The organism is Paenibacillus tundrae, assembly GCF_036884255.1.
In the GTDB taxonomy this organism is placed as follows: domain Bacteria; phylum Bacillota; class Bacilli; order Paenibacillales; family Paenibacillaceae; genus Paenibacillus.
This window is the reverse complement of sequence record NZ_CP145605.1, coordinates 4,295,682-4,320,782: the sequence shown is the minus strand read 5'-3', so window position 1 is coordinate 4,320,782 and position 25,101 is coordinate 4,295,682. Positions and strand designations below refer to the sequence as shown.

Genomic DNA, 25,101 nt, shown 5'->3' with positions numbered 1-25,101 from the left:
ATCCAAATTAAACTTACCTCGCTCCAACATTCGTCCCAGATGGCGTGCCCGAACCAATCAGATCGCTGCCATTCGCAAGCTTCAGGAAATCACCCAAGATAGGTGTGCCATCTGCACTACGTGTTACCGAAGGTACGAGGGAGACAAAGTCGGCTGCGCTAGCGAGAAGACCTTTGTCGTTAACGCTCTTTTTGTTTTTCCACCAGACATTGGTGCTGCTGACGTCGGTTCCGCTTGTTTTGTCGCTTGCGCCGCCTTGGAAGGACAGATTGTTGGTGAAGATGTGTGTGCCTTTATCGAAGGCAAAATTGCTCTGCCCATTGTTCCATGACGTGTTATTTTTCATCTGGATTGAACCAGGATTGCTGTTATATGTGAAGCCATGCTTCTTGTTATTGAAGGCAATGCTATTCTCGACGATGTGGTTCACGGAGATCTTCTCACCGCCCAGTTTGAAGCCGTTGCCATCGCTGTTGGAGGTTGAAGTGCCATCTGCGGTTGCTCCATTGGCGAAAGCGATACTATTACGGATCGTGACCACGCCGATGGCGCCAGTATCCGATTTGCTATACAGATCCCAACCATCGTCTACGTTATAGGCGGCAATACAGCCATCGAATACGTTACCCGGACCAACTGTTAATTTTGCGGCAAAACCATCGGCATCTTCGCCATCATCTGGATCGTAGTTATTATGGGAATAGGAACGGATGACTTCGTTATAAGAAGGCCATTCACTTTTGGCTGCAGTCGAAGCATAACGACCAATCTGGATACCTGTATCCCTGTTATGGTGAGCCTCGATTTGTTCTAAACGATTGTAGCTGCCCCCGATGAAAATGCCGTTATCTCCTGCGCCTTTAACCTCTAGCCCTTTGACGAACCAATAGTCGCCGAACATCTGCAACCCTCGATTCGTGGAGGCGAACGATTGTGCTGAGAAATCAAAAACAGGTTTTTCTGAACCATATGCCACTAAATTCTTACGTTGGGAGGATGTACCGTTGTTACCACGTTCAATGGTAATGGTTTCCGAGAAGCTGTACGTGCCTCCGCGCAGATAGATCGTTTTGCCTGGAGCGATCTGGGTAAGCGCGTTAGCTAGTGAAGTCGGACTGTTGATCGTTCCCGGGTTGCTCGCTGAGCCGTTAGGTGACACATATAGATCCCCAGCAGCAAGTGTGATATTGGAATTAGCCACAGCCGATTCAGAAGAAATAGATGAGCTATTCTCTAGCACTTCCGCAGCACCAACTGATCCGCCACCTAGCAACAATAGAGGAAATGTGGCACTCAGACAGATATGAGCCATTTTCGATTTCAAGGAACGTTCCGATCGAGCAGATGCATGGGTAGATGTGGAAGGAAATAATTTCATTACGCAGACCTCCTTGGTTAATTGGATACATAGATAAGTTGTGAATAGTGCGGAGTGCCATACAACTTAAAAAGGGTGAGAATAGCAATTCGCAGAGTGAATGGCATCCGTGTGACACAGGTTCATGGTAAATGTTGTAAGCGTTATCATCAATAATCATTTGATCAGATGGAGTTAAATGCAGGCAGGTCAGGCGTGGTTACGTCCCAATGCTCAAGTTTCAAAGGCTGCATGTAATCCGCTTGTTGGCTAATCGTCTTATTTTAACGGTGAATCATCCGAAATGAACATATAATAACCCTGTTTCATCGTCCTTACGGCACAACACTTACTCATGATCCACTTCATTCAACCTCCGTAAGGTGCAACTCAAGACAACAATCCATTCAACGTAAGCACATAATCAATTCTCCCCATCCAAATGTACTGAGTGACCAATAGAGGATAAGCATTGAAAACAAAAAAAGCCCAACAGAGGCTGCGAGAGGCAACCATACCATCGGGCATAATTCAAAATAAAACTTAGCAGGTCTTCATGCCGAGACACAACACAAATGCATACGTGTGCAAAACAAATGGTTACAGCTCTTGTACTTCCTTGTGCAACCGAACGAGAGCATCTATGCAGATTCGCCGCTTAAGCTAACTCATGACTTTATTCCAAAGTTCATGGCAATGAAGCATAACATTTTCATAGCAGACCATCCAAAAGTATATCGTCCAAAGTACAGCATCTAAAAGCAAAACATATCTTAATACCCGTCCGTCTCCCGACTGCGTTGCTCCGCTTGCTCCACACTTGGTTCATGTTTGGGCTGTACTGTTGCACTATCGTCTGTTGTTACTGATGCGAGCCCTTCAGCTACACGCCGTCCGTAGTCACGATCCGCCTGGGTAAAGTGAGAGATCATACGCTCCCGAATATCCGGTTTGCATTTTGCCAACGCACCGACCATGTTACTGATCAACTCGTCTCGCTCCCAATCCTCGAAAGCTCTGTAGGTATCACCGGCTTGTCCAAAGTCATTGGTACGCTCAATCTTCTCGTGAACCAATCTACCTTCCACTAGCGGTTCATGATCCTTACCACGTGGAGTAGCCTCCTTCAGTCCGCCAAGCGAGGAAGGCTCATAGTTCACATGCGGATTTTGACCTGGTGCACGATCCACCTTATATTGCATCTGTCCGCCGGTTTGGTTGGTGGCAACCCGGTTTTTCGGCGCATTCACAGGCAACTGTAGATAATTTGCACCCACCCGATGGCGCTGCGTATCCGAATAGGAGAAGGTACGACCTTGCAGCAGCTTATCATCCGAGAAATCAAGTCCATCCACCAGAACGCCTGTGCCAAACGCTGCTTGTTCCACTTCATTGAAATAATCCTCAGGATTGCGATTCAGCGTCATTTTGCCTACAGGTAAAAAAGGAAATTGATCCTGTGGCCATAGCTTGGTCGGGTCGAGCGGATCGAAGTCCAGCTCTGGATGCTCTCCATCCTCCATCACCTGAACGTTCAGTTCCCATTCGGGATAGTCTCCTTGTTCAATGGCATGGTACAGATCCAATGTTGCATGGTTGAAATTCTGACCTTGAATCTCGCTAGCGTCTTTCTGCAGCAGATTGCGTATGCCTTGTTTGAGCGGTTCCCAGTGGTATTTGATGAGCACGCCCGTGCCTTCCTCATTCACCCACTTGTATGTATTGACGCCCGATCCTTGCATTTGCCGGTAATTAGCCGGAATACCCCAGGGGGAGAAGAGAAACGTCACCATATGCGTAGCTTCAGGACTGAGTGACACAAAATCGAAAAAACGCTCCATATCTTGTGCATTCGTCAGTGGATCGGGTTTAAAAGCATGCACCATGTCCGGAAATTTAAGTGGATCCCGAATGAAGAAGATTTTGAGGTTGTTACCGACGAGATCCCAGTTGCCATCTTCCGTATAAAATTTAACAGCAAAGCCGCGCGGATCACGCAGCGTCTCCGGAGAATGTCCGCCGTGGATGACGGTTGAGAAGCGAACGAACACAGGGGTTTCTTTGCCTTTTTCCTGAAATAGGCGTGCCCGTGTGTATTTCGATACCGGCTCATTTCCTGCCGTTCCATATGCTTCGAATACGCCATGAGCGCCAGCACCGCGGGCATGTACGACCCGTTCCGGGATGCGCTCCCGATCGAAGTGTGTAATCTTTTCAAGAAAGTGATAGTTCTCCAGCGTCGTTGGTCCTCTACTGCCAACCGTGCGTACATTCTGATTATCTGTGATGGGGTGACCCTGTCGATCTGTTAATGTGTCCGAGGCCTTGTCTGGGGAATGCTCGGATGGTGAAGAATGGTTATTCATGGAGCACCGCCTTTCCTTAAGATGGATTCCTGTATATATTTTCCCTCTTAGCTCGTTCTATGCATGATATCTACCAAAAAAAGCTTGTCACTCACTTTATGGTGTGAGATAATTAACTTTTGCCCTATGGACGGTTTTTAGATAAAAATGCACCACCTATATAAGAATGGAGGCTGACCTAGGATTGTCTACACAACGTTATCCTTTTGCGTATGATCCGGCAGAACCTTTTGTATCCCGTCTGGGAGAATGGGTTGCCGATGTTTTCTATGATATTTTGCCTGAGTCCGGTTTCGAGGTGCGGGATGAACAGATTTTTATGGCGTACCAGCTCGAACGGGCCTATGGAGATAAAAAGACAATTATGGCAGAGGCCGGTGTTGGAACAGGGAAGACGTTAGTCTATCTGCTCTATGCGGTCTGTTATGCACGTTATACGGGGAAACCAGCGGTGATCGCTTGTGCCGACGAGTCCTTGATTGAACAACTCGTGAAACCAGGTGGAGATATTGCGAAGCTGGCAGAGCACTTGGATCTGCAAGTGGATGCACGTCTAGGTAAATCCCCTGATCAATATGTATGTTTGAACAAATTAAGTGCGGTACGATTCGCGGATGAAGATGCGCAGGTGATCGAAGAAGTGCACGAGAGTCTACCGGACTTTGTGAATTCTCCCGGAACACTTCAAGCATTCCATCCGTACGGGGATCGGAAGCAATATCCACATCTGAATGATCGTCAGTGGAACAAAATCAACTGGGATCCGTTCCAGGATTGTTTTGTATGTCCAAAAAGACAACGTTGCGGCCTGACGCTATCTCGCGATCATTACCGTCGTTCCAAAGACATCATTATCTGTTCCCATGATTATTACATGGAGCATGTGTGGACCTATGAAGCGCGCAAGCGTGAAGGACAATTGCCACTGCTTCCGGATCATAGCTCGGTTGTATTTGATGAAGGGCATTTGCTGGAAGAAGCGGCTCTGAACGCACTGAGCTACAAATTGAAACATCGTATCTTCGAAGAGTTGGTTACTCGCTTGCTTGAAGGTGAGATTCGTGAATCCCTTGCGGAGCGAGTGGATGAGGCGATTGAGAGCAGTGAGCGATTGTTCAGACTGCTGGATACGTATACGGTGGCGATTCCCGGATCGGAACGGAAGGAAGTTCGGGTAGAACCGCCATTGCTGCGTGAGATTGAACGACTTACCAATGTGCTGGATGCGATTGGCGAGGAACTGGTATTTGAGAGCGGATTGTTCTCGCTGGATGGTTATCAGATGCGTGTCGTGGAAGAACATCTGGATATGATTCAGACGGCGTTATCTCTATTCCGTAAGGAAGATGGCTACATCTGCTGGGCGGAAGAGAACGAGGATGAGACGACATTGTCGATTATGCCACGTACCGTGAAGGAAATTCTGAATGAGCGTGTGTTTAATACGGGTATTCCGATTGTGTTCTCTTCAGCAACATTATCCGTGGACAATTCATTCCGTTATGTAGCGGACAGTCTGGGTATCGATGATTTTGTGTCATTCTCGGTAGCTTCTCCATATGATTATGCGGATAAAATGCAGATGAAGATTACGGATGAAGCAACATCAGGTCACCTCGAAAACGAAAATCGTTTGCGTGACGCGGTGTCCTTGCTCCAAGCGAGTGGGGGGCGTGCACTCATTCTATTCCGTACGATGGAAGAGCTGCGGACGTTTAAGCAGGATATCGTTCATGTTCCGGAGGCACAAGGATTGCGGTTCATGTATGAGGGAGACCGGGAGATTAGCGATTTAATCGCAGCGTTCCAGCAGGATGAGGAAAGTGTACTCTGTTCGGTTAACCTCTGGGAAGGCTTGGATGTGCCTGGGCCGTCATTGTCCAACGTGATGATCTGGTCGCTTCCATATCCCCCGCAGGATCCTGTGTTCAATGCCAAACGTAATGCATCCTCTTCCCCTTATGAAGAGATCGATCTTCCGTATATGTTGCTTCGTGTGAAGCAAGGTCTCGGACGTTTGATTCGGACGAGCAGTGACTCTGGTTCGGCGGCGATCCTTGATGAATCGCTGCATACCAAAAAGGAAGCCAAAGACCGCATTGCAGCTCTGCTTCCTGAAGGTGTAGAATGGACAACCTTGACCCATTAAACAACGGCTGTTAAATGTGATTGAGTGAAACGTAATTGAGATTAGGTTGTTACAATTACAGATAAGTTTCTTTGCAGTTTCAGTTCTTGTTCTCTGCGGGTTCGCGATCCGTGTGAGAGCAAGGACTTTTTTTATTTGTTTCTGGAAGCTCCAATGTTTCTTCTAATCTTTCAGGATAAGACAAAGAAGTACCTTGCTTAGCGCCCTCGTTCCTTCAACTCTGGCTACAAGTCTAACGAATCCACCGCACCTTATTGAGGTCATATTGAAGAGAGATGAAATTTAACGAACCTAATTCACGCTATCTCGCTGCAAAATAACTTTAAAACCTGTAAATCGACTGCATTTCATAAATAACGTCACTGTGATTCGTTACAATTCAAACCTCCACCAATTGTAGCCAATAACGTGTATCAGGTTCATTAGAACCAACGAACATGATCAAGATTACTAGGGGATCAGCTCTAGAATGGGTAGCGAAAGCACCAAACCAACAACAGGGGGCTTCTCGGCCACGCGTATCATGCTCTTTGCCATGACATGACGTAGAACTAGCCTTTTTTGAAGGTGATAGAATTTAGAATCTTCAAGAAGTGATATGTTTCCACCGATCTGCCTTCGCCCTGAAAATTCAGTTATCACCATAAAAAAAGTACACCCTCTAGACGTTCATCGTTAACCTACACGGTTTTCCAATGTCTATTCTAAAGAGTGCACTCCAACGCCGTCTGCCGTCTTCTATGGAAGTACGTTGATGGGCGTTTTTTTGTTTTTATACAGATGATTGCTTGTTAAAAAATACCCATGCTCAGATACCGTTCCCCGGTATCCGGCGCAATACAGAGCACCCGGTGTCCTGGCCCCAATTCCTTCGCGATGCGAAGGGCAGCCCATACCGAAGCGCCAGATGAAGGGCCAAGCAGTAGCCCTTCCCGGGCAGCAAGCTGCCGCATCGTATCCAGTGCGTCCTCATCGGACACTTGGATGATGGCATCCCATATGTCGGTATTGAGAATGTCCGGAATGAACCCCGGACTTGTACCGACAAGCTTGTGCGGTCCAGGCTCGCCGCCGGACAGCACTGGTGAACCTTTGGGCTCCACTGCATAGATGCGGATGCCAGGCAATTGTTTGCGTAATTCTTCTCCAGTACCTGTAATTGTACCGCCGGTTCCAGCAGTCGCGATGAATGCATCCAACTGTCCGTCCATCTGCTCTATAATCTCAGGAGCGGTGGTGATGCGATGAATATCCGGGTTGGCCTGATTCTCGAATTGTTGTGGAATGAAGCTTCCGGGCAAGCTGGCATGAATCTCTTTCGCTTTGCGAATAGCACCAGGCATCCGCTCGGCTGCTGGAGTAAGCACGACTTCTGCGCCATATGCCTTAAGGATGTTAATCCGTTCCTTCGACATATTATCAGGCATGACCAGAATGGCTTTGTAGCCTTTCGCTGCCGCGTTCATAGCCAGGCCAATCCCCGTATTACCGCTGGTTGGCTCAATAATAGTGGCTCCAGGAAGCAGCAGTCCAGCTTGTTCAGCCTGGTAAATCAGGTTGTAGGCCGCACGATCCTTAACACTGCCACTAGGGTTGAAATACTCTAGTTTAACGTACACCTCGGCAGAATCACTACCTGTGAGCCGGTTTAGCTTGACGGCAGGGGTGTTACCGATGAGTTCGGTGACATCGGCGGCAATGCCTGTATATTTTTTTGATGGTTGTATAGAATTTGAATCCATAAGTACAACTCCTTGATTGATAACGTTAGAGTATATTGAGAAATAAATGTCATTCCAATAGTTAAGTCTGTCCGCCAATAAGTTGCTGGGTTTGTTGTTTTGTCCACAAACGATCTGAATTCATGTCTTATTGGAATGGTTGGATATGTTCTATCTCCATCTTAATGAAAGCGACCTTGAGAGGTCAACCTATTTGGTTAAACGAGTTAAGTCGAGCTGAAGCCTCAGGAGGGGGAGAAGCGTATAAGCAAGAAGTGTAATCGGAAAAGAAGGACAGGTGGGCAGATTCCCTTATTAAAATGTCCAGAGAATCTACCCTCTTGTATGTATTCATCAAGATTGTGTTAGATCCGTTTGCAGATGGCGGCTGAGCTCTTTTTTTACTTCATTGCGTGCAAATGTCCATAACATATAGAACCGTTGCCAATATCCTCTACATAGATACACAGTTTCGATCCCCTCAGCTTGCCTTTTTTCCTCCAGCACTTTCACTCCGCGTGTTCTCATCTGTTGACGAAGCTGTAGCATCTCCTGAAGTACATTATTCTGAATGTTCGTTAACGAGAGGATGTATACCTCGGGCATCTTCAGCAGTAACGTATCTAGTGTGTGAATATCTCGTTCAAGTACATCAAGAAGTAGTGTGCGAACAACGAGACCTTTAATTAGGCGGTGATCCTCATCCGCAGGGGATGGGGCGGAAGGAGAGGATGACATAAGTTCACTTCCTTATCCTATAATTGGGATTTTTTATTTACAGAACGTATGTTCTTATATTATAATCAATATATGCAATATAGATACGTATTACAACAGAGAATTATTGGAAGCAGGCAGACACGATGGATAGCTGTGGAGATCTGACTGAATGTGTAAGAGTCCATTAGATGGTAATTGGGAGATGAGAGAAACGGACAGGCTCACTCCAAAATAAGGTATAATTTTGGCGTGCAGAAGGAAACATAAGGGCATGAGCAACTTGAGCCTGATGATGTTTAACGAGGTCTTTTAAATTAATGGAGTAGATTACACAGTGAAAGCAGTACTATATAAAATGATATAGCGATATAGAAATAACCATAGGAACATTAGAAACAAACGAACACTTCCAAATGAAACAAGGATGATTCGACGAGGAATCCCAGATATGGTGAGATTTCTTTAAGCTCTTGAAGTCGTGGGTAGTAAGCAATAAAAAAGCTCTGCCTTGGGCGGCAGAGCCTGTGAAATACTGCCGATTCAGCGGCAGTCAGATGATATGTTCGGACTTGAATACAATGCTACAAGCGAAAGCTTAAGCAAGATATTGTGGTTTCTCGTAAAGAGCCTCTTTTTCCAAAATGACCTTATAAGGTCGTTCTTTACCCTTCAGAGAAGGGCCAATTGTAATGAGTGGCACGGCCGGTTTGTGGAAACGTTCCTCTTCCTTAGGTTCCGGAACCGGTCGTGATGATTCGGGCGCAGAACTGAGGCGTACCTTTTTCTCGCTGCCCCAGCGCTTGCTTATTTTTTTCATTTCCGGTCTCATTCCGGGTCGCCTCCTAACAAATCGTTGATGGCGTTGAACAGTTGACGGTTCTGAAGGTCAATCTGCTGGAATACCGCCTCATCCGCTTCAATATGGCCAATGATATGCACCGTAATGACATACCTCTTGGCTACAGGATAGCATAGCAGATATTCTTTCTCAAGGTAATCGTCGTATAGATTGATTTTGATTTTATTTTCGCGGTAAGAATCAATGACTAGTATTCGTTTTGGATCATCAGGTTGTTTGTCATCATTAGCAGATAAGTCATATTTTCTTCCCGGTTCCCCAACATTACCACATAATTGCTCTATATAACCACGGTCATCTGTACGGTAGATGGCTGTACCTCTAACAGCGAATGGAGATTGAGATACAAAGGCAGTTCGCAGTGCGTCGCTCATTCGCTCCAGCATCTTGTCATCTGCTCTGCGGGTGCGCAGCAATTCCCTAAAGAATCGCAGCAGCTTGAGCAGCTGCACCCGAGCCTCTCCTTCGGTTAGTTTGTGTTTCTCAATAATTCGCTCCATCTCAGGATCGCTCCAGCGTCCCTGTTCTTCAATGCTGTCCGCAATTTTGGAACAAGCTACCGAGACGGCGGGCGCCCATTTTCCATCTGATCGAATTTCATATACCAATGGATTTAACCCCAATAGATCTGTAGGCATACGTAATCCTTCGACTTTTGCAGCGTCCTTGATATCTGTAATATCCTCAGGAAGAATGAAAAAAATACGTTTTCGTCCCAGACGTCCCATAAACAAACCCATTTCCAGCATTGTATTATCACGAACCGAGGCGTAGTACTTTCCACGGATTTTGGATATATCACCTGGATGGAAGATAAAAATGGCAAAGTCGGTTGTACGTACTTCTGCTTCCAAATCATCCATTGTATAACTGCTTGGATTAAAAACCCCAGAGTACCAAGGGGTAACCTCGGCCGAGAAACGCAAGTTTTCGTGTACTGCTGCTGCAATCGGCTTCGCTTCCAGCGAGCAGCCAATAAACACTCTTGGCTTTAACGTTTTCATCAATCCGCCTCGCTTAAACGGTAGTGGGATTCAATTGTTATATTATACCATAAAAAGCAGAGTAAGTCTGGAAAACGTCTGCACCTGTTGCCAAATATTTAAAAATACATTTGCTACAGTGTATGTATGACGGGTAGATGATTGCTTTACTTTTCTCGAAAAAATAAAAAAAAGCCCCAAATTGTCACAGATGGGTGACTGGACAGTTATATTTGAAGCCATCGGTCATAGAATGAAGGAGCAGGTTGCACGATTAGTAAGAGAACCTAGTACTGGTGTGGCTGTTTGACGGTTAATCAAGGACAGAGCCTGCTTTATGCGCGTTTTTGCTGGGTCGGTTGTTTAGACCCACTCCCGTCGGTGTTATATAATAAAAGAACAAGCAAGTTAGCTTTGGTGTTTAAGCAGAATTGAATGATTACAGGTTTGGAGTCACGTTTTTGAACTTATATTCACACAGGAACGGAGAGTGCAGAACCCATCTGTAGAAGCGAAGCGCTCGCGTTTATCACAGGATTTTTCCTTTTAAAAAAGGAATCACAAAAATCCGGGGATAACAGCGATCGAAAGAGGGGACTGCAATCGGAGTGGTTAGGTGTGAAACAAGGTGTTCAATGTTGTGCCTCTGTAATGTTTCAGTTCGTTTAACCAGACACAGCTAACCAACAAAAGATAGAAAGGATCAGGATACCATGAGTTCCCGAAGGACAATCTCCCCAAGGACGATCTGGAAACGTTACGATCTCTCATACACATAGCGCCCCTTGTAGAGTAAACCAACCGTAGAAAAAAACGGCTGACTCTGCGAAAGAGGGGATTGGAAATGAAGATTCGAAGGACATATACGATGATTTCTTCCAGGCTTGCCTTTTGCAGGGTACGGTCGGTCTAAAAAACCAACCTACAAACTGCGAGGGAACCTGTATGAAGAGAACATCGTTAACAATGCAACAAGTGAAGACAGAAGCGGGCAAGCTTGCGATTATGCTGCTCGGTACATTTATTTTGGCGTTTGCCTACTATCACATTAATTTTCAGAATCATTTATCGGAGGGCGGATTTGTCGGTCTGGCCCTGCTAGGGAAATACGCAACAGGTTTATCTCCGGCAATTGGCATGCTGCTGCTGGACATTCCTGTCATGATTCTAGCCTGGTACCTTAAGGGTTGGAGATTCATGATTCAGGCGCTACTTGGTGTAGGTGCATTCTCCCTATTCTATGATGGTTTTGAACGATATTCTACACTAGTGATGTCGTTTAATGGGAACCTGTGGATTCCTGCAGTTCTATCCGGTGTGTTGACAGGGGTAGGGGCAGGGATTGTGCTTCGATTTGGCGGAGCGACAGGTGGAGACGATATTCTGGCGGTATTGGTTAGCCGCTGGAAGGGATGGAAGCTGGGAACAGTTTTCTTCGTCAGTGATGCATTTGTATTAGGATTGTCGCTTTTCTTTCTTCCGGTAAAAGAAACTTTATATACGATTCTGGCCGTATGGATTGCGAGTAAAGTCATTACGTACGTCGTGAGTATCCCGGCACGCGGAACGGTTGTTACAACTTCTGCTGTTAAACTGCCGATCCCATCGGTAGCGACTAAGGCTGTGAACGTTGCTTCGCAGCGCACTTCGGTAGCAAGAGGGGTAACACATTAACCATACGTTTCAGAACCATAGATGGATGAACGGTACAACAAGATATTTGAATGAACAAAATCCCATTTGCCTGCGATATCAGCGGCAGATGGGATTTTGTTTTTCAGGACATGTTAGGATTTAATCGATGAAGCGATCTGTCCATCCTGGTTATGGATAATGGCTCGAATGTTCTGTTTATGACTAAGTGCTTTGGCTGCATCCACGGCCTCTGCTTTTGTATCAAATGTGGACTGATAGGAGGACTTTCCTTCCTCCTTAATCGCCCAGCCAGAATCTGTAGGCACAACATGAATGTTATCATGACTCTTCGAAGAGGCTACAGGTTCAGAATGACGACGCTCCGTAGAGGATGAATGGCGATTATCAGTTTTTTTAGAGGAAGAGGAGTCGAGGTTAGAATTTGGGGATTCAGGATGATTCTCGCCCCATTCCTCAGCTTTAGCTGTAGCGATAGGAATAGCTCGTCCTTCCTCATAACCATCCTCCAGTAGAGCATTAGCGATCTCAATCGCCTTATGGCGGATACGTGGCTTTAGATTTTTCATCGAGACAGGGTAATCATGTTTGTTCCAAGGCATATGAATTCCCTCCTGTGCAATATTGGATTAGTTGTATATTACCCTCTTCGGGAAGGGATAAACGAATGGATTTTGTTTGAGAAAAAGGGACTATGCTGATTGGCATATAGGTGAGGCTCCTATACTTTTGAAGGAACGAGGGGTATAATGCTGTTCAGGTATTAATGAACTAATTAGGGGAATAAAGGAGATTTACATATGTTCAGTCTAAGTTTAGCTATTCCAATGGTATTTACCATGTTAATTCATGCAGCGGATAGTTTATCCTATGCTTTGCGTCTTGGTGGACTTCGTACTCGTAGAATTGCATTAGCGATATCGTTATCTGGGATTTTATTGTTAGTATCACGCACGTCCAATATGGCGCAAGGGCCGATGGTCGGCAATTTGGTAGATACAGCTTCCAATGGGGGAACAACGAATTTTGCAACACAGCTTCATTGGTTAATGGGAGCGGCAACGATCGGAACAGCACTTGCTATTCTTTGTTTTCCAACGATGGTCAAGCTGTCTTCCCGAATGGTCGTACATTTCGAAGCAGCGGGCTCCATTCCAACGATGGTTCGTGGCATGCTGAAACGTAGTAAGATGAAGAATGCGATGTATTATATTACTCCACCGTCCTGGGTGATGGCAAAGCGATTAGTCCAACATGGCATGCCTAGACGTCTGATGATGTTGAATATTGCCGTGACGGCAATCTATACAACGGGCGTACTTTCAAGTTTGTATGCGGCATATCTATATCCTAGTCAGGCCATTGCTGCTTCTCAATCCACAGGATTAATCAATGGTATTGCAACCATTTTGCTCACCATCCTGATTGATCCACGCATTTCTCTGCTTAGTGACAAATCATTACGCGGCGAGATCAGGCTTGATCGGATGAACCAAATCTATGGCTGTATGCTCGTATCCCGTTTGTTCGGTACGTTGCTTGCACAGCTGCTGTTGATTCCTTTTGCCTATTGGATCGGCTGGATCGTAGGTTTAATACATTGATCTCTCCTGATCTTGAGGGGTACCAACGTATTTGAGCCGCTGATATGTATATTTCTGAATCAATCCCAGAAGTTTAGGCTATAGCCATAATAAAAAGCAACGGCGAGTATGCCGTTGCTTTTCTGTGTATCGTTCATTTTTCAGTTCAGTGTATGCATCCTACGTTTAACGTGCTTCGTTAAAAAGTACGGCATACTCGCCGTAGCCTTCCTTCTGAAGATCCTCTTTGGGTACAAAACGCAGGGCAGCCGAGTTAATGCAATACCGCATACCTCCAGCTTCCGCAGGGCCGTCGTTGAACAGGTGACCCAGATGGGAATCGCCTTCCCGACTTCTCACCTCAGTACGAATCATGAAGTGACTAAGATCGGTTTTCTCCTTCACGTTGTAGTCGCGAAGAGGGCGTGTGAAGCTTGGCCAGCCGCAACCGGAATCGTATTTGTCTGTAGAACTGAAGAGTGGCTCTCCAGACACGATATCGACGTAAATGCCGTCCCCATGGTGATCCCAGAATTCGTTATGGAAAGCAGGCTCTGTTGCGTTGTTCTGAGTAACCTCGAATTGCAGAGGGGTCAGACGCTCTTTGAGACTGTTTTTGTCCACATTAGTCGACCAGTTACGCTCGATAAAGTCTTGACGACCAGAACCTTTGCTATACCGCTTGTAGTGAGCGGGGTTCTTCCGATGGTAATTTTGGTGATGCTCCTCAGCCTCATAGAACGTTTTTGCTGGCAAAATAGGAGTAAAGATCGGTTTATCAAACCGTCCGCTCTGTTCTAGTACTGCTTTTGATGCTTCCGCAATCTCACGCTGTTCCTCAGTGTGATAGAAAATCGCGGTTTGGTAAGACGATCCACGGTCATGAAATTGGCCGCCTGCATCTGTAGGATCAATCTGCTGCCAGAACAGTTCAACAAGTTTCTCGTAAGGGAAAATTGATGGGTCAAATGTAATTTGAACCGCCTCTACGTGCCCAGTTGTTTCGGAGCACACTTCTTCATATGTTGGGTTCTCGGTATGTCCACCTGTATAGCCTGATACAATTCCATGAATACCAGGCAATTCCTCAAAGGGGGATACCATACACCAGAAGCACCCGCCTGCAAAAGTTGCTTTTTCACTTGTGTGTTGTTGTTCCATACTATAGTCACTCCATTTCTGATGAAGATCTAGGCTCGTGGTCGAAATTGTCGTGCCTTCGGTTTGCACATTCGTCCAAAAATAAAGGCCACGCCGTTTCGATCACTACTCCAGCAATCTATCGTTTTATTGAAACGTATTACACAAGAATTTTGTTTACCCCTCTATTATATCCTGAATTGGCAAGCCAACCAAGTCGGAGAGAGAGCAAGCTCCTTATGACCCTAACCTAATCCTTAGCCAATTCTCATCTAACAGGCATTCAGACCTTTTTTCGAGAACGAAAACGAAACACAAGTAAAATAACCGTCATGAACAATAAATAAACCCCAAGAACGAGAAGACTCAACCAGATGGACTCGCTTGCTTGGGCTCCGGCGTATGCAAATACAAAAATGGCGGGCATTTTGCCAATGGCAGTAGCAATCATGAACGTCCAGAAGGGAGTATAGGTGATGCCTGCATAAATATTGACAGCTGTCTGAGGAACGATGGGAAGCAATCGAAGAGTCATAACGCCCATAAAAGGATTTGCTTCCATCCAAGAAGTGAATCGGTTAAGTCCTCGTATACGATCTAAGTAGGATCTAGCCTGAGCTCTAAATACATATCGAGCACCTGCATATACCAGCAATGCTGCGAGTGTTGTTCCTGACCAGCTTACCCAGGCTGCCATGGTGGTACCATAACTGTAACCCAGAGCAGCAATAACAAACTTATATGGAATTACAGGGACAAGGGCAAATAACATCGCAATGATAATAAGCATAGGGATGGATTGATGGGAATCCGTCCATTCCAACAGTTCATATCTGTACATAAACATGACTCCGGCAAGCAAAACATATAACAGGAGCCAAAACCATTTTCGCAAAATCTTATGCTCCTTTCGGCATCAGAACATTCTGAGCTAGTTTAAGTGCGTGTTCAAAAAGGTTGGTTTTCAGTACCGAGAAGATGGGATGAAGATAGAAATGGAGTAGCGGAGCGTAGGCAAAACTACGTGAGCAACGGACATTTCGGCTGAATCCCATATTCGATGCTGAGATGCCGCTCGCGCATCCTTCGTAATCAAAAGCGGATTTTTTGAACAACCTCGTTTAATCAAAAGTAAACTTGCCTAAAACCACATCTAGTAATTGTACCATGTTCGTTCAAGGAGCGGTTAGTTGGAAGCTGACTCAGGAACCTTACTGGCATGTTGCCCTCTGAAGGGTTAAACTATAGGACGTGGAAATAAAGAACTCTCGTTGAAGGTGGAATGCTCATCATGGACACAACTAAGCGAACCCGTGTTGGAATCATTGGTCTCGGGGGAATTGCAAGTAAAGTATATTTACCGTTATTAAGCACGCATTCGAAGGTGGAGATTGCAGGTGTAATGAATCGTTCCATAGAGCGAGTGGAGAACGTGCAACAAGCTTATAGATTAAATAATGGGACAACGGATATCAAGGAATTGTTATCCTGGGAACTGGATGCCGTATTTGTACATACAGCAACGGAAGCGCATTTTGAAATTGTGATGCAATGTTTGGAGCAGGGACTTGCCGTCTATGTGGATAAACCGCTGTCGTATAAGCTGCGTGAATCTGAAGAGATGACCGCTTTTGCAGAAGCGCAAGGCTTGCTGCTAGGTGTAGGCTTTAACCGCAGATTCGCTCCCATGTATCAAAAGGCCAAAGAATGGATGCGTGCCGGTGGAGGCTATGATTCTTTAACCGTGACGAAGCATCGGACAGGCATTCAGGATCGTCCCTCGGCGGAAACCATTTATGATGATCTTATTCACATGCTCGATTTGTTATATTGGTATTCAGACGGCGATGTCGAGTTGCTTCAACATTGGATTCGTAAAACCGATACAGACAGGCTACTTCATGCGTCCGGCGCGGTGAAGCTTGGAAGAACAGCCTACGGAAGATATGATATGGTGCGCGAGGCTGGCGCAGATCTAGAGAAGATTGAGCTGCACGGTAGAGGGAGATCTGTGGAAGTCGTTAACATGGAAATAGCCAGATATGCGGAACGCGGTGGACTTGAACAGCAAGAGGTATTTGGTAGCTGGGATGGTATTTTGGCTCGAAGAGGCTTTGCTGGGGCGGTAGATCATTTCCTTGCTTCTATGGAAACACCTGATGATTGTCTGATCAGTGCAAGCCATGTCATGGAGAGTCATGAGCTCGCTGAACAATTGATTCGTAAGTAATCTGGCATAGTGTACACATTAGGAGGAGTAACGTATGGACGAGTATGAGAAAGAACGCAGCAAACAGATTGAGGAAGCTGTCGTTGAAAGTTATAAACAGGAAGAAGAAATGATGATTCTGGTTTTTGCTCAGTGGTGTGTCAATCAAGGGTTGAACCCGGAAGAGATGTACCGGCAAGCCTACCCAGATCAGCAGAGCAACGAGCGTTTACAGCAGGTGCTAAAACTGGTTGTATCCAAGGAGGAGGCCGGTGATATTCCGGATGATACGGTGCTGGGTGTTCTATCGATGTTTGGCAACGATGATCTGGCTATGGTTGTATCAGAGGCTATTGCTTCAAGGAAATAAGTTTTAGAGTACAGCATATAACTGACCATCATCTGGACTTAATCAAAGTTTTTCAAAAAAAGACTACTAGCTTCTTCACATCTAGCAGTATGGGAATAAAGCGAAGACGTTTCTAGCGTGTATTATACGTACTCACAGTATGTTCAGTATTTGGATGTTACATCTGCTCCCGATGGATAATGCGAAACTCCTTAGGTGACATGCCGAAACGGGAGCGGAATACACGGTGGAAATACGTATAATTGTTAAAACCGGAGGATTCGGCCACATGTTCCAGGGTCATCGGACTGAAGATAATCCGTTCCCTGGCCATGTTCAGCCGCACATCCAGCGTATATTGCATAATGCTTTTGCCAAACGCTTCTTTAAAGAGATGAACACACCGCGAAACACTGATCCCCACAGAAGAAGCAACATCCTCAAGCTTAAACAACGAGGACGCGTTCTCTTCAATATAACTTTTAATCTCATAAGCTACATAATTCGTATTCGTAATGGTCGGATGTTCAGATAATAGCCGATCGCTCTCGAGGCATAGGATACGCATATAATAACTTGCAATCTCGGGATAAGGGTTGGAAATCCGGCGTTGCTCTAAGACGAGCTGGCGAAACAGCGTAAGCAGGCTTTCCGAAAGTTCCACCTTAATCCGGTTTGGCCGTTTGTGTCGTTTCCACCATTCATCCACCCAAGAGCCATTGAAGAAGACATGATAATCTCCACTCTCGACGAGACGTTCTCCCATAGGATTAAGCTCATTGTCTATTTTCAGTTCATAAGGTTCGTCTGGGCTAAAAATAAGCAGATCGCCCGCATCAACTAGTGACATAGCACCATCTACACGAGCCCTGCAACGTCCATCCGTCTGAAGCCTCATCAAGTAGTTCTTGACCCCATCGGGCTGTACCATAGCATAGGGTTTACGGTGAAATGAGAAGCCTGCCGTGAGAACCTGGCAGGAATGATCGGTCGGCATAGGCATACTCCTTGCAAATCAAAAATTATGACCAGATAGTTCATGTTTCGATCATATTATTCATTTTAATTGAAGCCAAAAAGGAATACCATAGTATTAGATTTAAGATATAGTAATTACAATTTAATAAAAACAGCTTCTCACGATATGTAAGGAGATGAACGTCAACGTGGACAAAATGAAAGCAGGCATCATAGGGTGCGGTAATATTAGCGCCATTTATCTGGAGAATCTGAAGAAAAGTCCCGTCATTGAGGTTGTGGCTGTAGCGGATCTGGTTCGTGAACGCGCACAAGAACGGGCAGATGAATTTAATATCGCAAACGTTTACAATGTAGATGAGTTGCTGCAAAATAAGGAAATTGAGCTTGTCATCAACTTGACTGTTCCTGGAAGTCATGCAATGACGGACATAGCTGCTCTTGAGGCAGGTAAGCATGTGTATGCTGAGAAACCGCTAGCTATTTCTATAGAAGATGGTCGCAAAGTCATTGAACTGGCTGAAGAAAAAGGACTCTATGTTGGCTCAGCACCGGATACATTCCTCGGATCAGGTATTCAGACGGCTCGTCAAGCGATTGAAGACGGCCTGATTGGTAAGCCGATTGCAGCTACTTCCTTCTTCATGGGTGGTGGTCCAGAAGCATGGCATCCGAATCCAGAATTCTTCTATATGGATGGGGGCGGGCCTATGTTTGACATGGGGCCATATTACCTCACAGCCTTAGTAACATTGCTTGGATCCATTCGTAGAATTAGTTCTTCGGCAGGGATTCAGATTGTAGATCGTAAGATTGGTTCTGGTCCTAAGGAAGGTACATCGTTGCAAGTACAAACACCAACGCATCTTGCGGGAACCATTGATTTTAATGGTGGTGCCATTGCAACGATGATTACAAGCTTCGATATTCGGGGCGCTTCAGATCTGCCACGCATTGAAATTTACGGTACAGAAGGCACGCTCAGTGTACCTGACCCGAACTATTTTAATGGAGAAGTGAAGCTTCGCAAATACGGTCAGGATACGTGGGAGACGGTTACACCGATATTTGAAAGTGGTCAAAATGAGCGTGGTCTTGGTGTAAACGAGATGGTTGAGTCCATTCGTGCCGGACGCGAGAACAAAGCAAGTGGCAAACTGGCATACCATGTACTAGAAGCTATGCATGCATTCCAGCGCTCGTCTCTTGAGGGCAAACACATTTTGCTTGAAAGTAACTATGAATACAATGCAGCAACCAAAACAGATGACAATCAGACGGAGACTGTACCATCCACTAATTGATTTCAGATGAGGTGAAGCAGGAAATGTTGAAGATCGGACTACAGTTATACACCGTACGGGATGAACTGGAACGCGATTTTAAAGGAACGCTTGCTAAGATTGCGGAGCTCGGCTACCAGGGTGTGGAATTCCATAATTTCTATGGACACAGCGCAGAGGAAGTCAGAGCTCTCGTAAATGAACTCGGATTGGAAATTGTAGGTACACATGTGCAATATAATAGCTTGAAAGAAGATTTGGATGCGGTTATCGCTTATCACAAAGAACTTGGCAATCGGAACTTAATCGTGCCTTATTTGTCAGAGGAACAGCGACAGTGGGACGACGTATTTGCTTCGCTGAATGCAATCGGTGAGAAGATCGCAGCAGAGAATCTGGTGCTCTTCTATCACAATCATGATTTTGAATTTACAGCGCAAGTCGAGGGTCGTCCGGCACTGTACGCGATGTACGAGACCGTTCCTGCTTCTCACCTACAGGTAGAGCTGGACACATGTTGGGCGCATGCTGCTGGATATCCACCGACGGAAGTGATTGCGAAGTATGCAGGACGTCTTCCACTGGTGCACTGGAAAGACATGAGCCGCTCAGAAGGGCGGGTGTTAACCGTTGAATTCGGCCAGGGGGAAGTAGACTTGGAAGCGGTTGCTGTAGCCTCAGAGCAGGCTGGAGCTGAATGGCTTGTGGTGGAACAGGATGAATGTCAGAATCCATCATTACTAAGCATTGAGAACAGCATGAACTGGATTCGCCAATATGCCGCTAACGGAGGATCGATCCATGTCTAAAGTACTTAACATAGCTATTGTTGGTTGTGGCGGTATTGCCAAAGGAAAACATATGCCGAGTCTGTCCAAACAATCTCAGGGTCGAATGGTTGCTTTCTGTGACATTGTGAAAGAACGCGCTGAAGAGGCGGCAGCTGAATTCGGAGTAGAGGGCGCCAAAGTGTACACGGATTATCATGAGTTGCTGAAGGATGAGAGTATTGATGTGGTTCATGTGTGTACGCCGAACGATTCACATTCCGTCATTACTGTAGCCGCTCTGGAAGCTGGTAAACATGTGATGTGTGAGAAACCGATGGCGAAGACGTCTGAACAGGCTAAAGCGATGCTCGAGGCGGCACAACGTACTGGTAAGAAGTTATCGATTGCGTACCAGAACCGCTTCCGCAGCGATAGTCAGTATTTGAAGCAGATGTGTGAGGATGGCGAGTTAGGGGATATTTACTTTGGTAAGGCAATTGCCCTTCGCAGACGGGCTGTTCCAACCTGGGGTGTGTTTTTGGATGAAGAGAAACAGGGTGGCGGTCCATTAATCGATATTGGTACTCACGCACTGGATCTGACACTATGGCTAATGGACAATTACAAACCGAAGAGTGTTATGGGTTCTACCTTCCACAAGCTTGGTCAGCGTGAAAATGCGGCAAATGCTTTTGGACCGTGGGATCCAGAACAATTCAAGGTGGAGGATTCGGCATTCGGTTTTATCACCATGCAGAATGGAGCTACGATCATCATTGAGTCAAGTTGGGCATTGAATGTTGCCGAGTTTGGTGAAGCCAAATCATTGCTGTGTGGTACTGAAGGCGGTGCTGATATGCAGGATGGTTTGCGAATCAATGGTGAGAAGCGAAGCCGGTTGTACGAAACGAAGGTTGATCTGGATGCAGGTGGAGTGGCTTTCTACAGCGGCAGTGCTGAGAATGAAGCAGATCGCGAAGCTAGAATGTGGCTTGAAGCGATTATTGAAGACAAAGAGCCTGTCGTTAAACCAGAGCAAGCTCTTGTTGTAACTCAGATTCTTGAGGCGATCTATGAATCGGCTCAAACCGGAAAAGCCGTTTATTTTGAATCCTAAAGGGATAGAAATGATCTTCATTTTCCACAATAAACGATACAAGTAAGTGATCTGAACGGTTATTTATGCAAATGAACGAATTAGCAACTATACGACATTTATTCTAGGGAGGAATCGCACTTGAAACTCGGCGTATTTATGGTACTATTCGGAGGACGTAAATTAGAAGACGCACTTGATTATGTGGCATCCAAAGGGTTAAAAGCCGTTGAGATTGGTACAGGAGGACACCCAGGGAACGCTCATTGTAATCCAGCAGAATTGCTTGATAATCCAGCTGCACTGAAAAACTTCAAGAATGCAGTGGAATCACGTGGTTTGATGATCAGCGCACTGAGCTGTCACGGTAACCCATTGCATCCACAAAAGGATATTGCTAAAGGATTCCATGATGACTTCGTCAAAACAGTAGAGCTGGCTGAGAAGCTGGAAGTACCTGTAGTAAATACATTCTCCGGCTGTCCAGGTGATCATGAGGATGCTAAATATCCGAACTGGCCTGTTGCACCATGGCCGAATGACTTCCAAGAAATTCTGAAGTGGCAATGGGAGAACAAAGTTATTCCTTACTGGACAGAATGGGGTAAATTCGCCGCAGATCGCAATGTTAAAGTAGGTCTGGAGCTGCACGGCGGATTCTCAGTACACACACCTGCTACATTGCTCAGACTGCGTGAAGCAGCAGGGGAAGTCATTGGAGCTAACCTTGACCCGAGTCATATGTGGTGGCAAGGAATTGATCCTGTACAGGCAATTCACATTCTCGGACGTGAAGGCGCAATCCATCACTTCCATGCGAAAGATACAACCATTGATCCAATCAACGTGAATAAACACGGTGTAACGGATATGCAAGATTATACAAACATGCTGGATCGAGCTTGGCAGTTCCGCTCGGTTGGTTATGGACATGATAACAAAACGTGGGCAGATATTATGAGCGCTCTGCGTCTTGTCGGATATGATTATGTTGTAAGTATTGAACACGAAGACGGTCTGATGTCGGTTGAAGAAGGATTCTCTAAAGCCGTACAGAATCTCCAGCAGGTATTAATTGAAGAACCGCTGGGCGACATGTGGTGGGTTTAGAGCTACATTAGGGGGAAATCAATGATGATCAACGTCACCATTTGGAATGAATTTGTCCATGAGAAAATTCACGATGAAGTTAGAGAAGTCTACCCAGACGGTCTCCATAGAGCATTGGCTGACGGACTTGGCGGCGAAGGTTTTGTGATTCGAACAGCTACACTGGATCAGCCTGAACACGGGTTAAGTGATGAGGTGCTGAATTCCACGGATGTGCTTATATGGTGGGGACATATGGCACATGATCGCGTAAGCGATGAAGTTTCGCAGAAGGTAACACAGCGCGTGTTAAACGGCATGGGACTGATCGTGCTACACTCCGGTCACTTCTCCAAACCGTTTAAAGCACTGATGGGCACAAGCTGCGATCTGAAATGGCGTGTAGCTGACGAGCAGGAGATCGTATGGTGTGTCAATCCATCCCATCCGATTGCGGACGGCATCCAAGATAAGATTGTATTGGAAAAAGAAGAAATGTACGGAGAATTCTTCGATATTCCAGTACCGGATGAACTGGTATTTGTGAGTAATTTCCAGGGTGGAGAGGTATTCAGGAGCGGATGCACGTTCCGACGCGGCGAAGGTAAGATCTTTTATTTCCGACCAGGCCATGAGACATACCCGACCTATTACAAACCGGAAATTTTAAGAGTGATCAGCAATGCAGTGAAATGGGCATACCCTGCCCGTAGCTTCAAGCCGGAATTCGGTAAGAGCGAACCTGTAAGACCATTTGGTGGCGTGCTGGTCTAAGCCGCAATCTCTCGTGAATGGATAAATGTAGCGGTATACCGAAGAACCCTTCTCCAAGTCTGTAGGACTGTGGCAGTAGGGTTCTTTTTGGGTAATTTAGTTGTAAGAACGTGAGACGATATTTCCCATGGTTCTTCAGCCCCATGTAATGGTATACTGTGTAATATCATCAAAGAAGATGGAACCGGTTTATCCAATTGAAAGTTTTTAGCGAGAGGCGTTTCCTTTAGCTCTCAAATATGTTATTATGAAATATACTAACAAAACGTAAGTGTAGTGATCTCTAAAGAGGTGATTAATGTGGAAGGCCAAGATTTGCGGATGTGTCCGCGTTTTGAAACCGCGTTTTCCTTTTTGGGTAAACGTTGGAACGGTCTAATTATTCAAACGTTGATGAGTGGGTCTAAGCGATTTAAGGATATTTCCAACCTCATTCCATCAATGAGTGACAAGATGTTATCCGAGCGGATGAAGGATCTGGAAAGTGAAGGCATTCTAATCCGTCATGTGTATCCAGAGACGCCGGTTCGTATTGAATACGAGTTGACAGAGAAAGGTAAGGCGCTTCAGCCGGTTATGAATCAAATTCAGGACTGGGCAGAGCATTGGGTTGACTGATTGATGTAATTCAATTTGAATCCCAATTTCGAAGCAGGTAATGGACAAAAGCTCTTGATTTCACTGGAAATCGAGAGCTTTTTGTTTTAAGATACCAGGAAAGCATGTAGAGAAACTTCGTCGGTTCGTACACTCTCAACTCAATGTAGGTATGTTATGGGCCTTAACTATGTATGATATAGATAATGGAATCCCTGACATAATTCTTGTGTGTTCTGCACATGTTGTCATGAGTTGTAGTATAATTGTAAGAATAAGAACAATGTCTATTCCTTACAACTATGGCCGTATACGGTCGGAGCGAGGAGGCCACTTGTCATGAGAGAAGAAAGCTTATCCCGTGAAGTACGCTACGGCAAACAAGATATCGCAGAACTTGAGAACGCATCCATTCAGGTACATTTGATTTATAAGAAGGCAGCAGAACTATTTGTTCGCAATACGTATTCTCAATCGTTTAGACACCAAGTTTCCGATAAGCAACGGTTGGATCGCAGCAAGGGCTCAGGATTAGCTCCGATTGTGCTGCAGAAATGGATTCAGACTTCTAGAGGCTGGAAATGCATAGGATGCGAATTGAGACATAACGAAGATGTCATCATGCCATTAGATGCAGAAGACTTCCTTCTTGGCTCTCAATCTACGGCGAATGGGGAAGGGCATGTGTTCAAGCCGGAAATGCTGATTCAAGCAATTGTGTGGGCTCAATATGAGAAGATTCGAATGTTGGCCCCATGGCTTGGTGATGAGGCATTCTACACAGCAGATGAACTGGATACCATTGCTCGCTACATCGTACCTACCTACTTCTCAGAGCGTCCACTCAACGAGCAAGGCAAATTGTTCAAGGTTCATCGTCCTTATGGTCAGATTCCGTTGTATCAGGAATATGTGACAGCACCTTCTTTGTGTGTGCAGCTTGATGGTGAGATGTTAGAAGGACGATTACTTACAGGTGTATATGTTTCCGGGGAGCAATTCTCTGGGCTGAATCCGTACTTAAAAGATGGGGACGGGGGCAGAACGTATATGCAAGCTTGCGTTCAGTAAAGGTAAACAAACAACAACAATTCGTGGTGGGGGCAGTTATGACCACGCTAAATTAAGAGGCGTTACATTTCACTGTGATGTGAATTGTAGCGTCTTTTTGTTAAGATAAATAGAACGTAAAGTTTTCAGCGGAGCGGAACCAATCGATTATCGCATGAGAAAATACACTTAAACGCGGTCTGTCTTCTGTGAAAGTAAGACGATGGGTGTTCTCTTATAAACTGGGTCAGATTACAGCAGACAAATGTCTAAACGTTCCACTTTATACACATGCTGTCCAATAAAAGTAACGGCATTGACACTTTTTTTGGCTGGGTTCTGTGCCATAATAGAGGGTATGGACAACAGGGTGAA

22 protein-coding genes are annotated in these 25,101 nt (G+C 45.6%); 12 read left to right on the top strand and 10 right to left on the bottom strand.

Going from position 1 to position 25,101, the window contains the following annotated elements:
- Positions 1–13 precede the first annotated feature (13 nt).
- Together V6W81_RS19380 and V6W81_RS19375 are read right to left on the bottom strand one after the other, a co-directional pair.
- A complete protein-coding gene (locus V6W81_RS19380) occupies positions 14–1,378 on the bottom strand; it encodes a right-handed parallel beta-helix repeat-containing protein (RefSeq protein WP_338540096.1) in 1,365 nt (454 codons plus the stop codon).
- Positions 1,379–2,130: 752 nt separating this feature from the next.
- Entirely contained in the window at positions 2,131–3,723 is a 1,593-nt protein-coding gene (locus V6W81_RS19375; RefSeq protein ID WP_338540095.1) for a catalase, read from the bottom strand.
- A 184-nt stretch (positions 3,724–3,907) separates the two neighbouring features.
- Between V6W81_RS19375 and V6W81_RS19370 the strand changes: the two genes are divergently transcribed.
- Positions 3,908–5,872, top strand: coding sequence for an ATP-dependent DNA helicase (locus V6W81_RS19370; RefSeq protein ID WP_338540094.1), 1,965 nt, complete (start codon positions 3,908–3,910; stop codon positions 5,870–5,872).
- A gap of 791 nt (positions 5,873–6,663) precedes the next feature.
- Here V6W81_RS19370 and cysK read toward each other — a convergent pair.
- The 4 genes from cysK to V6W81_RS19350 form a co-directional block, all read right to left on the bottom strand.
- Positions 6,664–7,614, bottom strand: a complete 951-nt coding sequence (gene cysK / locus V6W81_RS19365; RefSeq protein WP_338540093.1) for a cysteine synthase A — start codon at positions 7,612–7,614, stop codon at positions 6,664–6,666.
- A 333-nt stretch (positions 7,615–7,947) separates the two neighbouring features.
- Entirely contained in the window at positions 7,948–8,331 is a 384-nt protein-coding gene (locus tag V6W81_RS19360) for a hypothetical protein (protein ID WP_145045377.1), read from the bottom strand.
- A 577-nt stretch (positions 8,332–8,908) separates the two neighbouring features.
- The gene (locus tag V6W81_RS19355) at positions 8,909–9,142 is read right to left on the bottom strand and encodes a hypothetical protein (RefSeq protein WP_056696440.1); all 234 of its coding nucleotides are present in this window, start codon (positions 9,140–9,142) and stop codon (positions 8,909–8,911) included.
- Positions 9,139–10,176, bottom strand: coding sequence for a nucleotide-binding protein (locus tag V6W81_RS19350; protein WP_338540092.1), 1,038 nt, complete (start codon positions 10,174–10,176; stop codon positions 9,139–9,141). Before V6W81_RS19350 ends, V6W81_RS19355 begins: the two co-directional genes overlap by 4 nt.
- Positions 10,177–11,100: 924 nt before the next feature.
- Between V6W81_RS19350 and V6W81_RS19345 the strand changes: the two genes are divergently transcribed.
- On the top strand, positions 11,101–11,829 hold the full coding sequence (locus V6W81_RS19345; RefSeq protein ID WP_056696445.1) for a YitT family protein: 729 nt from the start codon (positions 11,101–11,103) through the stop codon (positions 11,827–11,829).
- A 113-nt stretch (positions 11,830–11,942) separates the two neighbouring features.
- Here V6W81_RS19345 and V6W81_RS19340 read toward each other — a convergent pair whose 3' ends face one another.
- Complete coding sequence (locus V6W81_RS19340; protein WP_338540091.1) at positions 11,943–12,410, bottom strand: DUF2188 domain-containing protein; 468 nt, start codon at positions 12,408–12,410, stop codon at positions 11,943–11,945.
- Between the two features lie 198 nt (positions 12,411–12,608).
- Here V6W81_RS19340 and V6W81_RS19335 point away from each other — a divergent pair, with 198 nt between their 5' ends.
- Positions 12,609–13,412, top strand: coding sequence for a lipid II flippase Amj family protein (locus V6W81_RS19335; RefSeq protein ID WP_056696449.1), 804 nt, complete (start codon positions 12,609–12,611; stop codon positions 13,410–13,412).
- A gap of 165 nt (positions 13,413–13,577) precedes the next feature.
- On the opposite strand, the gene msrA is transcribed toward V6W81_RS19335, so the two are convergent.
- Complete coding sequence (gene msrA, locus V6W81_RS19330) at positions 13,578–14,552, bottom strand: peptide-methionine (S)-S-oxide reductase MsrA (protein ID WP_338540090.1); 975 nt, start codon at positions 14,550–14,552, stop codon at positions 13,578–13,580.
- Positions 14,553–14,814: 262 nt separating this feature from the next.
- Positions 14,815–15,426, bottom strand: coding sequence for a TVP38/TMEM64 family protein (locus tag V6W81_RS19325; protein ID WP_145045371.1), 612 nt, complete (start codon positions 15,424–15,426; stop codon positions 14,815–14,817).
- 396 nt (positions 15,427–15,822) lie between these two features.
- Between V6W81_RS19325 and V6W81_RS19320 the strand changes: the two genes are divergently transcribed.
- A complete protein-coding gene (locus V6W81_RS19320; protein ID WP_145045369.1) occupies positions 15,823–16,761 on the top strand; it encodes a Gfo/Idh/MocA family protein in 939 nt (312 codons plus the stop codon).
- 34 nt (positions 16,762–16,795) lie between these two features.
- Positions 16,796–17,110: a hypothetical protein gene (locus tag V6W81_RS19315; protein ID WP_145045367.1), complete on the top strand. Its 315-nt coding sequence runs from the start codon at positions 16,796–16,798 to the stop codon at positions 17,108–17,110.
- A gap of 157 nt (positions 17,111–17,267) precedes the next feature.
- Here V6W81_RS19315 and V6W81_RS19310 read toward each other — a convergent pair whose 3' ends face one another.
- Positions 17,268–18,086: an AraC family transcriptional regulator gene (locus V6W81_RS19310; RefSeq protein WP_145045365.1), complete on the bottom strand. Its 819-nt coding sequence runs from the start codon at positions 18,084–18,086 to the stop codon at positions 17,268–17,270.
- A gap of 169 nt (positions 18,087–18,255) precedes the next feature.
- On the opposite strand from V6W81_RS19310, the gene V6W81_RS19305 reads away from it, so the two are divergent.
- The 7 genes from V6W81_RS19305 (at position 18,256) to V6W81_RS19275 (ending at position 24,747) form a co-directional block, all read left to right on the top strand.
- Positions 18,256–19,371 carry a Gfo/Idh/MocA family protein gene (locus tag V6W81_RS19305; protein WP_338540089.1) on the top strand — a complete coding sequence of 372 codons (1,116 nt, stop codon included), beginning with the start codon at positions 18,256–18,258 and terminating at the stop codon, positions 19,369–19,371.
- Positions 19,372–19,394: 23 nt separating this feature from the next.
- Positions 19,395–20,159: a sugar phosphate isomerase/epimerase family protein gene (locus tag V6W81_RS19300; RefSeq protein ID WP_338540088.1), complete on the top strand. Its 765-nt coding sequence runs from the start codon at positions 19,395–19,397 to the stop codon at positions 20,157–20,159.
- Positions 20,152–21,237 carry a Gfo/Idh/MocA family protein gene (locus tag V6W81_RS19295; RefSeq protein WP_145045359.1) on the top strand — a complete coding sequence of 362 codons (1,086 nt, stop codon included), beginning with the start codon at positions 20,152–20,154 and terminating at the stop codon, positions 21,235–21,237. Before V6W81_RS19300 ends, V6W81_RS19295 begins: the two co-directional genes overlap by 8 nt.
- Positions 21,238–21,357: 120 nt before the next feature.
- Positions 21,358–22,326, top strand: a complete 969-nt coding sequence (locus tag V6W81_RS19290; protein ID WP_056696464.1) for a sugar phosphate isomerase/epimerase family protein — start codon at positions 21,358–21,360, stop codon at positions 22,324–22,326.
- 24 nt (positions 22,327–22,350) lie between these two features.
- Positions 22,351–23,079, top strand: a complete 729-nt coding sequence (locus V6W81_RS19285) for a ThuA domain-containing protein (RefSeq protein ID WP_145045867.1) — start codon at positions 22,351–22,353, stop codon at positions 23,077–23,079.
- Between the two features lie 321 nt (positions 23,080–23,400).
- Positions 23,401–23,697, top strand: a complete 297-nt coding sequence (locus V6W81_RS19280) for a winged helix-turn-helix transcriptional regulator (RefSeq protein ID WP_164848841.1) — start codon at positions 23,401–23,403, stop codon at positions 23,695–23,697.
- 318 nt (positions 23,698–24,015) lie between these two features.
- Complete coding sequence (locus V6W81_RS19275; protein WP_338540087.1) at positions 24,016–24,747, top strand: hypothetical protein; 732 nt, start codon at positions 24,016–24,018, stop codon at positions 24,745–24,747.
- Positions 24,748–25,101: the final 354 nt, after the last annotated feature.

What these genes read in the sequence shown, in the direction of transcription:
- V6W81_RS19360 (WP_145045377.1), bottom strand. Translation starts at nt 8,331, where the DNA reads ATGTCATCCTCTCCTTCCGCCCCATCCCCTGCGGATGAGGATCACCGC.
- V6W81_RS19340 (WP_338540091.1), bottom strand. Translation starts at nt 12,410, where the DNA reads ATGCCTTGGAACAAACATGATTACCCTGTCTCGATGAAAAATCTAAAG.
- V6W81_RS19275 (WP_338540087.1), top strand. Translation starts at nt 24,016, where the DNA reads ATGAGAGAAGAAAGCTTATCCCGTGAAGTACGCTACGGCAAACAAGAT.
- V6W81_RS19300 (WP_338540088.1), top strand. Translation starts at nt 19,395, where the DNA reads ATGTTGAAGATCGGACTACAGTTATACACCGTACGGGATGAACTGGAA.
- V6W81_RS19345 (WP_056696445.1), top strand. Translation starts at nt 11,101, where the DNA reads ATGAAGAGAACATCGTTAACAATGCAACAAGTGAAGACAGAAGCGGGC.
- V6W81_RS19280 (WP_164848841.1), top strand. Translation starts at nt 23,401, where the DNA reads ATGTGTCCGCGTTTTGAAACCGCGTTTTCCTTTTTGGGTAAACGTTGG.
- V6W81_RS19285 (WP_145045867.1), top strand. Translation starts at nt 22,351, where the DNA reads ATGATCAACGTCACCATTTGGAATGAATTTGTCCATGAGAAAATTCAC.
- V6W81_RS19335 (WP_056696449.1), top strand. Translation starts at nt 12,609, where the DNA reads ATGTTCAGTCTAAGTTTAGCTATTCCAATGGTATTTACCATGTTAATT.
- V6W81_RS19295 (WP_145045359.1), top strand. Translation starts at nt 20,152, where the DNA reads ATGTCTAAAGTACTTAACATAGCTATTGTTGGTTGTGGCGGTATTGCC.
- V6W81_RS19315 (WP_145045367.1), top strand. Translation starts at nt 16,796, where the DNA reads ATGGACGAGTATGAGAAAGAACGCAGCAAACAGATTGAGGAAGCTGTC.
- V6W81_RS19310 (WP_145045365.1), bottom strand. Translation starts at nt 18,086, where the DNA reads ATGCCGACCGATCATTCCTGCCAGGTTCTCACGGCAGGCTTCTCATTT.
- msrA (WP_338540090.1), bottom strand. Translation starts at nt 14,552, where the DNA reads ATGGAACAACAACACACAAGTGAAAAAGCAACTTTTGCAGGCGGGTGC.
- V6W81_RS19355 (WP_056696440.1), bottom strand. Translation starts at nt 9,142, where the DNA reads ATGAGACCGGAAATGAAAAAAATAAGCAAGCGCTGGGGCAGCGAGAAA.
- V6W81_RS19320 (WP_145045369.1), top strand. Translation starts at nt 15,823, where the DNA reads ATGGACACAACTAAGCGAACCCGTGTTGGAATCATTGGTCTCGGGGGA.
- V6W81_RS19380 (WP_338540096.1), bottom strand. Translation starts at nt 1,378, where the DNA reads ATGAAATTATTTCCTTCCACATCTACCCATGCATCTGCTCGATCGGAA.
- cysK (WP_338540093.1), bottom strand. Translation starts at nt 7,614, where the DNA reads ATGGATTCAAATTCTATACAACCATCAAAAAAATATACAGGCATTGCC.
- V6W81_RS19350 (WP_338540092.1), bottom strand. Translation starts at nt 10,176, where the DNA reads ATGAAAACGTTAAAGCCAAGAGTGTTTATTGGCTGCTCGCTGGAAGCG.
- V6W81_RS19375 (WP_338540095.1), bottom strand. Translation starts at nt 3,723, where the DNA reads ATGAATAACCATTCTTCACCATCCGAGCATTCCCCAGACAAGGCCTCG.